Below are 11106 nucleotides of genomic sequence, written 5' to 3' on the forward strand. Positions count from 1 at the left end.
CCGCAGGCCCCCGACGCTCGTCGCCGACCGTGGCAGGCGCGTGGACGAACCGACGGGCCGGGCCCACCCCGTGCCCGACCGGACACCGGCCGAGGATCCGGCCGGACAGGACGGCCTGACAGGCCAGGAACAGGAAGAGAACGAGTCCGCCCTCGGAGGACTGCCCCGCCGCGTCAGGCAGGCCAGCCTCGCCCCCCAGCTGAGGGACACCGCGACCGAGCGGGCCGCGGAACCGCGCCGCGCCGAGGCCCAGCAGGACACGGAGCGGGACGCGGACGAGGTCCGCGACCGCATGGCTTCACTCCAACGGGGCTGGCAGCGTGGCCGTCGGCAGAACGACGCCGAGGAGAACGCCGGCTCCGGGACACAAGGAACGACATCTGAGGGGGACGGTCGATGACCGCACCGAACGCCGCAGCACGCAACTCCGCCGACCCCAACGCCGTGGGAGAGCTCAACTGGCTCCTGGACGAGCTGGTCGAGCGGGTCGCCAGCATCCGTAAAGCACTCGTGCTCTCCGGGGACGGACTCGCCACCGGCACGTCCAAGGACCTCACCCGCGAGGACGGTGAGCATCTCGCCGCCGTCGCCTCCGGGTTCCACAGCCTCGCCAAGGGCGTCGGCCGGCACTTCGACGCCGGCCGGGTCCGGCAGACCGTCGTGGAACTCGACGACGCCTTCCTCTTCGTCACAGCGGCGGGCGACGGCAGCTGTCTGGCCGTCCTGTCGGACTCCGACTCGGACGTCGGCCAGGTCGCCTACGAGATGACGCTCATGGTCAAGCGGGTCGGGGCGCATCTGGCGACGGCGCCCCGCTCCGGTCTGCCCGCCGGAGGGTGAGTGGGGACGACAGATGAGTGACGCAGGTCAGGAACCCGAAGCCTGGTTCGACGGCGAAGCCGGACCGGTGGTACGGCCGTACGCGATGACGCGCGGCCGTACCAGCAGCGCGACCCGTCACCGGCTCGACCTGATCGCGGTCGTCATCGTCGAACCCCGCGCATCGGATCCCCGCCGGGACCAGACGCTCTCCCCGGAACACGTGGAGATCGTCGAGCGCTGTGTCGAGCAACCCCAGTCCATCGCCGAACTCGCCGCAGGCCTCGACCTCCCCGTCGGGGTGGTCCGGGTGCTGGTCGGTGACCTCGCCGATGACGAACTGGTCCATGTAACCCGTCCTGTTCCGCCGGCCGAGCTGCCGGACGTGAGCATTCTCCGCGAGGTGATCAATGGTCTTCGGGCGCTCTAGCCGAAGGCAGCGTCCCGCCGATCCGGTGACGCTGAAGATTCTCGTCGCCGGCGGATTCGGTGTCGGCAAGACCACCCTGGTCGGCGCGGTCAGCGAGATCAAGCCGCTCCGTACCGAGGAGGTGCTGAGCGAGGCCGGCCGTCCCGTGGACGACGTCGAGGGGGTCGAGAAGAAGACGACCACCACGGTCGCCATGGACTTCGGCCGCATCACCCTCCGCGACGACCTGGTGCTGTACGTCTTCGGCACGCCGGGCCAGGACCGGTTCTGGTTCCTCTGGGACGAACTGGCCCAGGGCGCGCTGGGCGCCGTCGTACTCGCCGACACCCGCCGTCTCGCCGACTCGTTCGCCGCCGTCGACTACTTCGAGCGGCGCGGCATCCCGTTCACCGTCGCCGTCAACTGCTTCGAAGGCGCGAGCAGGTTCCCGGGCGAGACCGTACGGGCGGCGCTCGACCTCGACCCCGAGGTGCCGCTGGTGATGTGCGACGCGCGGGAACGCGAGTCGGTGAAGGAAGTACTGATCGCCGTCGTCGAACACGCGATGAGCCTCGCGACGCGCGAGCGCGACCACGCCGCCACCCTCACCCCCACCACCTGACCGGCCCGGCACCTCCGACGGCACACGGCCCGCCCCTCGACCGCCAGGGGACGGGCCGTTCGCCGGTCCGCCGGCCTCAGCGCGCGCCCGGCTCAACGCGGGTGCTCGGCCAGCCACTTCGCCGCCGTCTCGGCCAACTCCCCGTCCCTGCCGGTGAGCATCATCCGGATCATCTCCACATCGCCCCTAAGCGACCAGGCCGGATGCCCGAACGACGCCGGGTTGTTTTTCTCGATCAGGAAGTGCGCCGGCCAGGCCGTCCCGTAACCGATCAGCGGCAGGGCCGCCGCGTACCGCTTCCGGCCACGCGCCAGGCCGTAGACGCTGACCGCGAGCCCGGTCAGGGTGCCCGTCAGATGGACCCAACGGGTCGCCGCCTTGGAGTGCATGGCCACGTAGTACGGCCAGAACTCCTCGTACGAATCGAACGTCTGCTCTGCTGTCTGCTCCGCCATAACCGCACGGTAGTGCCAAGTCCCGCGACGGGAAACACAGTCCGGTACAGTCCGCGCGTGCCCGAGCCCACGAAAGACCCAGCGAACCCCGACGGCCGCCTCCAGCACCCCGAGAAGCCGGTGCGCTTCTCCCACTGCGGCAGCTGCGGCACGCCCTACCGGGCCGACCAGACCAACTGGCCCCGCACCTGCGCCGCCTGCGGCGACACCGCCTACCGCAACCCGCTGCCGGTCGCCATCGCCCTGGTGCCCGCGACGGACGAACAGGGCACAGGGCTCGTCGTCATCACCCGCACCATCGAACCCCAGCTCGGCCAGGTCGCCCTGCCCGGCGGCTTCGTCGACGACAACGAGGACTGGCGGCACGCCGTCGTACGCGAACTGCGCGAGGAGACCGGCATCGAGGCGGCACGCGACGACGTACGCCTCGCCGACGCGCTCAGCTCCCAGGACGGTCATCTGCTGCTCTTCGGGCTCCTCCCGGTACGCCCGGCCGCCCAACTGCCGACCTCCATCGCGACCGACGAGACGGAAGGCTGGCATCTGCTGCACGCACCGGTCGAGTTGGCGTTCCCGCTGCACACCGAAGCCGTACGGGCCTTCTTCGCCGGAAACTACGGCTGAGCCACCCCCGGCGCCACGCCCCGCACCCGCACCGGCCACCGCGGGGCCACAGGCCCGCCGTCCGTCACCCGCTCCACCCGCACCTCGGTGCCCCGCAACCGCGACGTGTAGCGCTCCACCTCCGCCGGCAGCCAGCCGTCCCCGGGGTCCGGCACCACCAGACCCCCGCCGGTCCGGCCGGGCGACGGCGCCCACGCCTCCAACTCCAGCCTGCCGTCGGCGCCCCGCACCGGAAGCACCGTGCCCGCCCGCGCCAGCACGGGAGTTCGCGACAGCGGCGCGTCCAGCAACACCTGCCCGGGCCCCTCGAAAGCCTCCTCGGTGACCGTGTCGTACCACCGCCCCCTCGGCAGCCGCACCGCCCGCCGGTCCGAACCGCGCTCCAGCACCGGGGCGACCAGCAGCGAATCCCCCAGCAGGAACGCGTCCTCGCAGTCCCGCAGCGCCCGGTCCTCCGGCGCACCCCACCACAACGGCCGCGCGTACGGCGCCCCCGTGAGCTTCGCCAACTGCGCCAGCGTCACGAAGTACGGCCGCAGCCGCTCCCGTTCGACCAGCGCGGCCCGCGCGTGCTCCAGCACCTCGGGCCCGAACTCCCACGGCTCCCTGCGGCCCGCGTCGATCGCCGCGTGCGTACGGAACAGCGGCAGATACGAACCGAGTTGGAACCAGCGCAGATACAGCTCAGGAGTCGGGCTCCCGTCGAAACCCCCCACATCCGGGCCCGAGTACGGCACCCCGCACAGACCGAGCCCCAGCACCAGCGCCAGCGAGGCCCGCAGCCCCTGCCAGCTCGTCGCCACATCGCCCGACCAACTGCCGCCGTACCGCTGCAATCCCGCCCAGCCCGAGCGCGAGAAGAGAAACGGCCGCTCGTCGGGGCGCAGCCCGCGCAGCCCGTCGAACGCCGCACGCGCCATCGCGAGACCGTACACATTGTGCGCCTCGCGGTGGTCCCCGCCCCGGCCCTCCAGCCGGTGCCTGGCCGACCTCGGCAGCGTCCGGTCGCCGAACGAGGCGAACGACACCGGCTCGTTCATGTCGTGCCAGAACCCGGCGAACCCCTGCGCGAGCCGCTCCTCGTACCACCCGCCCCACCAGGCGCGCGCCGCCGGAGCCGTGAAGTCGGGGAAGGCGCACTCGCCCGGCCACACCCGGCCGTGCACCTCCCGGCCCCGCGCGTCCCGTACGAAGACGTCCGCGGCAGCGCCGCTGTCGTAGACCTCGGTACCCGGCTCCGCCTTCACCGCCGGATCGACGATCGACACCAGCCGTACGCCGTCCTCGCGCAACTCCGAGGCCAGCCCCGGCAGATCGGGGAACCGCTCACGGTCGACGGTGAAGACCTGATGCGCGTCGTAGTGGTCGATGTCCAGATGCAGCGCCGACAGCGGCAGCCCCCGCTCCCGGTAACCGGCGACGATCCGCCGCACCTCCCGCTCGCTGCCGAAACCCCACCGGGCGTGCTGCGGCCCCAGCGCCCAGGACGGCGGCGGCGTCGGCGCCCCGGTCAGCGCGGCCCAGCCGTGCAGCACCCGCGCCGGCGTACCCGTCACCACCCAGCAGCGCAGCGGGCCGCCCTCCATCCGCAGCTCACTCGTCCCCGGACGGTCATGGCCCGAACCCGCGCCCTCCTCACCCTCCCGGAGCGTGACCCGCCCCTCCCACGAGTTGTCGTGGAACGCCAGATGCGTCCCCCCGTCCGCCACCACCAGCTGCACCGGCATCGTCAGATACAGCGGATCCTCGTCGCGCCCGAACCCGCCGCCCCGCGGATCGGTGTTCCACAGCCGGTACGTGCCGCTGCGCAGCCGGGGCCCCGAAGCCCGCCCGCCCAGCCCGAAGAACCGCGCGTCCGCCGCCACCTCCGTACGCTGCACCCAGCGCGCCGGACCGCCCGCCACCGGCTCCCACCAGCGCGGCGGCAGCTCCCGGCGCAGCACGACACCCCCCGGCGTACGCACCTCCACACCGCCGTGCCGGGAGATCGCCACCGTCACCCGCTCGGACACCACCCGCCAGCCGCCGTCCGTGTCCGGTTCGAGGCCCGCCCGCGGATCAGGCTCGGGCGCCGCGCCCGCCAGCGCGTACGACGGCAGCGGACGCGCCCCGTCCCACGCCCAGAACACCGCGCCCCCCAGCGAGACACACACATGCAGCTCCGCGCGCGCGAACCGTACGGTCCCGCCGCCCGGCAGCGGCTCGGCGCCGCTCACCGGACCGGGCACCCTGGCCCGCTCAGGACCCCGCGCCGACAGCTCCCTGGCATCGGTACGCCACCGCCGCCACGCCGAAGGAACACCGCGCAGCCCCTGTATCGAGCCGGCCTCTTTCATCGAACGCACCAGTTCACGACGGTCCATGATGATCAGCCTGCCACCTGTCGGGCACAGCAGGTGCTGCGTTCAACTCCCGTTCACCCGTCGTAGGCCCGGCGTAGGGCGGTCCTGCCGCCGACCCGCCGCGTCGCCGCCGCCGAACCGGCCTGGTGCGCGGGACGATCACATGGCATCGTCCGTACCAGCCGTGTCGTGCCAGCCCCGGGAGCCACCCCATGACCACACAGAACAGCCCCGCACCGCTCTGGCAGCCGGGCCCCGAACGCGTGGCGACCGCCGCCGTCACCCGCTTCCAGAGCTGGGCCGCCGAACGGTACGACGCGCCGGCCGACGGCGGCTACGCCGCGCTCCACCGCTGGTCCGTCGACCAACTCGACACGTTCTGGGCGGCGGTGGCCGAGTGGTTCGACATCCGCTTCAGCACCCCCTACGAGCGGGTCATCGGCGAACGCGCCATGCCCGGCGCCCAGTGGTTCCCCGGCGCCACCCTCAACTACGCCGAGCACGCGCTGCGCACCGCCGAAGACCCGGCCCGCGCCGACGACTCCGCGCTGCTGTACGTGGACGAGACACAGGAACAGACCACCGTCAGCTGGTCCGAGCTGCGCCGCCAGGTCGGCGCGCTCGCCGCCCGCCTGCGCGACCTCGGCGTACGGCCCGGTGACCGCGTCAGCGGCTACCTACCCAACATCCCGCAGGCCGTCACCGCGCTCCTCGCCACCGCCGCGGTCGGCGCCGTCTGGACCTCCTGCGCGCCCGACTTCGGCGCCCGCAGCGTCCTCGACCGCTTCCAGCAGGTCGAACCCGTCGTGCTGTTCACCGTGGACGGCTACCGCTACGGCGGCAAGCAGCACGACCGCACAGCGACCGTCGCCGAACTCCGCGCCGAACTGCCCACCCTGCGGGCCGTGGTCCACATCCCGCTGCTGGGCACCCCCACCCCCGAGGCCGCCCTCAACTGGGCCGACCTCGTCGCTCCCGGCACGGGACCCGCGCCCGACCCCGTCTTCGAGCAGGTCCCCTTCGACCACCCGCTGTGGGTGCTCTACTCGTCGGGCACCACAGGACTGCCCAAGGCCATCGTCCAGTCCCAGGGCGGCATCCTGCTGGAGCACTTCAAGCAGGTCGGACTCCACCTCGACCTCGGCCCCGAGGACCGGTTCTTCTGGTACACCTCCACCGGCTGGATGATGTGGAACTTCCTGGTCGCCGGGCTGCTCACCGGCACCACGATCGTGCTGTACGACGGCAGCCCCGGCTTCCCCGCCATCGACGCGCAATGGGCCGTCGCCGAACGCACCGGCACCACCCTCTACGGCACGTCGGCCGCCTACGTCATGGCGTCCCGCAAGGCGGGCATCCACCCGGGCCGCGACCACGACCTCTCCCGCGTCCAGTGCGTCGCCACCACCGGATCCCCGCTGCCGCCCGACGGCTTCCGCTGGCTCCACGACGAGATCGCCGAAGACCTCTGGATCGCCTCCGTCAGCGGCGGCACCGACGTCTGCAGCTGCTTCGCCGGCGCCGTACCCACCCTCCCCGTCCACATCGGCGAACTCCAGGCAGCGGGGCTCGGCACCGACCTCCAGGCCTGGAACGCCCAGGGCGAACCCGTCGTCGACGAGGTCGGCGAGCTCGTCGTCACCAACCCCATGCCGTCCATGCCGGTCCGCTTCTGGAACGACCCCGACGGAAGCCGCTACCGCGACAGCTACTTCGAGATGTTCCCCGGCGTCTGGCGGCACGGCGACTGGATCACCATCACCGACCGCGGCACCGTCGTCATCCACGGCCGCTCCGACTCCACCCTCAACCGGCAGGGTGTCCGGATGGGCTCCGCCGACATCTACGAGGCCGTCGAACGGCTCCCGGAGATCCGCGAATCCCTCGTCATCGGCCTCGAAGAGCCCGACGGCGGCTACTGGATGCCGCTCTTCGTCCACCTCGCCGACGGCGCCGTACTCGACGACGACCTGCGGAATCGGATCAAACAGACGATCCGTCAGCAGCTCTCCCCGCGCCATGTCCCGGACGAGATCATCGAGGTCCCCGGCGTCCCGCACACCCTCACGGGCAAGCGCATCGAAGTCCCCGTCAAACGGCTCCTCCAGGGCACGGCACTGGACAAGGCCGTCAACGCGGGATCCGTGGACAACGTGGAACTCCTGCGCTTCTACGAGCGGATCGCGGCCAGCCGCCGCTGACCGCCGCCGTGCGCCGGTGACCGCCCGTGCCCGATGTCAGTGGCGACGGTTACGGTGAGTGAGCACTGATCGACAGCGCTCAGGGGGAGACATGGCGCACACCGACCACAGCGAACGGACCGCACAGACCGCCAGGACCGTCCGGCGGCACCTGCGCCGCGAAGTCGCCGGCGTCATCGGCCTGCTGGCCGACGCACACGACTTCGCGGCGATGCGGCCGTACACCACCTTCACCTTCGACGACCACGACATCTACCTACGGCAGCTCGACGCCCTGCTGAGATCCCGCTCCGCCCAAGGCGCACACACCACCGTCGCCCTCTTCGACCCCGAGGAGTTCACGGAATACTGCGAAGACACCGGCCTCGACCCCGACACCGTCGCGGCACGCGGCCAGTTCACCGCCAGAGCCGCCGCGTCCGGCGCGGCCGTTCCCTACAGCGGCCAGCCCGTCGACACCCTCGTCCCGCTGCTCATCGACACGGCGGTCCGCCGCGCCACCTGGGAGTACGCGACAACACTCCTCGCCGACGTCGGCGCCTGCGCCGACTGCGGACAGGACATCGGCGCAGCCGCCTTCGAGCGCGCCTCGCACCTGCTGCTGCGGCTGCTCGAAAAGGCCGGCCCCGGCACCCACCACATCGTCTGCAGCGTCCCCGCATCCGGCGAACAACTGCTGGCCGCCGCCCATCTGCACCGGCCCACCGGAGCGGAACCCGTCAGGGCCGACTCCACGGAAGCCACCGAACTCGTCACCGTCCTCGCCGCGGGCATCGCCCTGGAGAGCCCGGCCGGCGTCGTGCTCAGAACGACCGACCCCGAAGCCCCCGACCGGCTCTACGGCTGGCGGCTCGCCCACGGACTGCTCGTCCCGCTCACCGCGGGCGAGGTCTTCAACGCCTACTGCACCGACGCGGACACCGGAGAACCGCTCTCGCCCGAATCAGGCGTGGACTACCGCGCGGGATTCGAGCTGGGAGCGGACGACACGGGACTCCACCACTGACCGGCCCGGCACAGGGGAGGGGCCCCACACCGGCTTCGGCGTAGGGCCCCTGCCCGAACGAGACGTCAACTACCCGCCCACCAAACGCTATTCACCGGACAGCACAGCCTGCGCCGCGCTCCGGGCGTCGTCGGCGCTGTCCGTGGCACGCGCGGCGGCGGCAGCACGCTCGCACTGCGCCAGGGTGTACTTCGCGAGTGTCGCCCGCACATACGGAATCGACGCCGCACCCATCGACAAGGAGGTCACGCCAAGACCGGTGAGCACACAGGCGAGCAGCGGATCGGCGGCGGCCTCACCGCACACCCCACAGCTCTTGCCCTCGGCCCTGGCACCGTCGGCGGCCAGCGCGACCAGATCCAGCAGCGCCGGCTGCCAGGGATCCTGCAACCGCGAAACGGCGCCCACCTGACGGTCGGCGGCAAACGTGTACTGCGCGAGGTCATTGGTCCCCAGCGAAAGGAACTCGACCTCCTGAAGGATGGAACGCGACCGCAGAGCGGCCGACGGAATCTCCACCATCGCACCGAACTTCGCGCGCAGCCCGGCCTCACGACAAGCGTCGGCGAACGCCTTGGCGTCAGCCCGGTCCGCCACCATCGGCGCCATCACGTCAAGGTGCACCGGCAGGCCCTCAACGGCGGTCGCCAGCGCGGTCAGCTGCGCCCGCAGCACATCGGGATGGTCGAGCAGCGTCCGCAGACCCCGCACACCCAGAGCGGGATTGGGCTCGTCGGCGGGCGTCAGGAAGTCCAGCGGCTTGTCGGCCCCGGCGTCCAGGACCCGCACGACCACCCGGCCCTCGGGAAACGCCTCCAGCACCGCGCGGTACGCCGCGACCTGCTTCTCCTGCGAAGGAGCCTGCTTGCTGTCGTCGAGGAAAAGGAACTCGGTACGGAACAGCCCGACGCCCTCGGCGCCCGCCTCCAGCGCGGCCGGCACATCGGCGGGCCCGCCGACATTGGCCAGCAGCGGCATCTTGTGCCCGTCGGACGTCGCCCCCGGACCGGTGGAAGCGGAAAGCGCGGCCTTACGCTCGGCAGCCGCATGCTCAAGCCCGGCACGCTTCTCGGCGCTCGGCTCGACGAACACCTCACCACTGCTGCCGTCAACAGCGACGACCGTCCCCTCGGCCAGCTCACCGGCACCCGCCAGCGCCACCACGGCCGGCACCCCGAGCGCCCGCGCGAGAATCGCGCTGTGACTCGTCGGCCCGCCCTCCTCGGTGACAAAGCCCAGAACGAGCGAGGGATCGAGCAACGCCGTGTCGGCAGGCGCCAGATCACGCGCGATCAGCACATACGGCTCGTCACTGTCCGGCACCCCCGGCATCGGAACGCCGAGCAGCCGGGCGACGATACGGTTCCGCACGTCGTCCAGGTCGGCGACCCGCCCCGCCAGATACTCACCGGCACCCGCGAGCAGCTCCCGGTACGAGGCGAACGCGTCGTACACGCCACGCTCGGCCGTGCTCCCGGCAGTGATACGCCGCTCCACGTCGGCCATCAGCTCAGGGTCCTGCGCCATCATCGCCTGCGCCTCAAGCACCCCCTGCGCCTCACCACCCGCGAGATTGCCCCGGGCGATCAGATCGGCGGCCACGGCGTCGACCGCCTGCTTGGCCCGCGCCTGCTCGCGCCCGGCTTCCTCGGCCGGAATCTGCTTGGCCGGCGGCTCGAGAACGGCGGTCCCCATATGCCGGACCTCGCCGATCGCCACACCATGACTGACTCCGACGCCTCGCAGCGTTGTCTCCATTGCACCTGTCTCCGGTTGGGCGGCTCTCGTGCCGACCGCGATTGATATGCGGGGGGCCTGGGCGTCAGGCACCAGGCCGGGTGGCCTTACTGCCAGTCGAAGAGAGCGTCCCCGGTCCGCACTTCGCCGTCCTCACGCAGCGCGGAAAGCGCGTCGGCCGTGGCCTCAAGAGCGACGACGGGACACACCGGCGACTTCCCGGCAGCTTCGACACCCGCCGGGTCCCAGCGCACCATGGCCTGGCCCCGCTGGACGGTGTCCCCCTTGTTCACGAGCAGTTCGAACCCGGCGCCGTTGAGCTGGACCGTGTCGATCCCCAGATGCGTGAGGACGCCGTGCCCCTCGGGGTCAACGACCACGAAGGCGTGCGGGTGGAGAGAGACAACGATGCCGTCGACCGGCGAAACCGCCTCGGTGGGCTCACGAAGCGGGTCGATGGCGGTACCCGGCCCGACCATCGCACCGGCGAAGACGGGATCGGGCACGGCGGCAAGTCCGATGACTCTTCCGGGGCACGGAGCTGTCACGCTGGTCATGTGGGGGCCTCCCAGGGGCGCGGGGGAAAGAGGGGTTGGAGCAGTTGTGACTGACTGTGATGGTGATGACGTACTGTTCAGAGCGTAAGTCATAAGAAGTGACGGTTCCGCATGAGACCTGCCGGTTGACGGACCTAGGGGCAGACCGGAAACGATTTGCCTGTGCCGCCCGGCGCCATGTACTGTCGTACTCCTGCCTGACCCCAACGCGACTTTGAGTCGGGGGTCGGCGGCATCTACCAAGTCTCGATTCACGATCTCAAGCCTTCGGGTTCTGCTTTTGCATGTTTGCAGACCGGTGGTCAGGGAAGGCGAAAAGGACTGGTAAGGTTTT

10 protein-coding genes and 1 pseudogene are annotated in these 11106 nt (G+C 71.3%); 7 read left to right on the plus strand and 4 right to left on the minus strand.

Annotated elements, in window-relative coordinates:
• From HY68_RS43965 to HY68_RS23045, 4 genes and pseudogenes are all read left to right on the plus strand, one after another.
• Nucleotides 1-400, plus strand: a pseudogene (locus HY68_RS43965) (histidine kinase); the annotation flags it as partial.
• Nucleotides 397-840 carry a roadblock/LC7 domain-containing protein gene (locus tag HY68_RS23035; RefSeq protein ID WP_041991777.1) on the plus strand — a complete coding sequence of 148 codons (444 nt, stop codon included), beginning with the start codon at nt 397-399 and terminating at the stop codon, nt 838-840. The pseudogene HY68_RS43965 and the gene HY68_RS23035, both read left to right, overlap by 4 nt.
• Nucleotides 841-853: 13 nt before the next feature.
• On the plus strand, nt 854-1249 hold the full coding sequence (locus HY68_RS23040) for a DUF742 domain-containing protein (protein WP_041991779.1): 396 nt from the start codon (nt 854-856) through the stop codon (nt 1247-1249).
• A complete protein-coding gene (locus HY68_RS23045; protein WP_041991781.1) occupies nt 1230-1850 on the plus strand; it encodes an ATP/GTP-binding protein in 621 nt (206 codons plus the stop codon). The genes HY68_RS23040 and HY68_RS23045 overlap by 20 nt, the downstream gene beginning before the upstream one ends.
• A 92-nt stretch (nt 1851-1942) precedes the next feature.
• Here the strand turns inward: HY68_RS23045 and HY68_RS23050 are convergent, their stop codons facing one another.
• Nucleotides 1943-2305: a DUF962 domain-containing protein gene (locus tag HY68_RS23050; protein WP_041991783.1), complete on the minus strand. Its 363-nt coding sequence runs from the start codon at nt 2303-2305 to the stop codon at nt 1943-1945.
• A gap of 120 nt (nt 2306-2425) precedes the next feature.
• Between HY68_RS23050 and HY68_RS23055 the strand changes: the two genes are divergently transcribed.
• Complete coding sequence (locus HY68_RS23055) at nt 2426-2929, plus strand: NUDIX domain-containing protein (protein WP_041996872.1); 504 nt, start codon at nt 2426-2428, stop codon at nt 2927-2929.
• Here the strand turns inward: HY68_RS23055 and HY68_RS23060 are convergent.
• Nucleotides 2920-5292, minus strand: a complete 2373-nt coding sequence (locus HY68_RS23060) for a TIM-barrel domain-containing protein (protein ID WP_041991785.1) — start codon at nt 5290-5292, stop codon at nt 2920-2922. The two genes, HY68_RS23055 and HY68_RS23060, sit on opposite strands and share 10 nt — an antisense overlap.
• Before the next feature lie 191 nt (nt 5293-5483).
• Here HY68_RS23060 and HY68_RS23065 point away from each other — a divergent pair, with 191 nt between their 5' ends.
• Together HY68_RS23065 and HY68_RS23070 are read left to right on the plus strand one after the other, a co-directional pair.
• Complete coding sequence (locus HY68_RS23065) at nt 5484-7472, plus strand: acetoacetate--CoA ligase (protein WP_041991787.1); 1989 nt, start codon at nt 5484-5486, stop codon at nt 7470-7472.
• Nucleotides 7473-7563: 91 nt separating this feature from the next.
• Nucleotides 7564-8478 carry a hypothetical protein gene (locus HY68_RS23070; RefSeq protein WP_041991789.1) on the plus strand — a complete coding sequence of 305 codons (915 nt, stop codon included), beginning with the start codon at nt 7564-7566 and terminating at the stop codon, nt 8476-8478.
• 87 nt (nt 8479-8565) lie between these two features.
• Here the strand turns inward: HY68_RS23070 and ptsP are convergent, their stop codons facing one another.
• The gene (gene ptsP / locus HY68_RS23075; protein ID WP_041991791.1) at nt 8566-10236 is read right to left on the minus strand and encodes a phosphoenolpyruvate--protein phosphotransferase; all 1671 of its coding nucleotides are present in this window, start codon (nt 10234-10236) and stop codon (nt 8566-8568) included.
• Nucleotides 10237-10322: 86 nt separating this feature from the next.
• Nucleotides 10323-10772 (minus strand): PTS glucose transporter subunit IIA, encoded by a 450-nt coding sequence (locus HY68_RS23080; protein WP_041991793.1) that lies wholly within the window; start codon nt 10770-10772, stop codon nt 10323-10325.
• Nucleotides 10773-11106 lie beyond the last annotated feature (334 nt).

The sequence above is a fragment of the Streptomyces sp. AcH 505 genome, assembly GCF_000818175.1.
GTDB lineage: Bacteria > Actinomycetota > Actinomycetes > Streptomycetales > Streptomycetaceae > Streptomyces.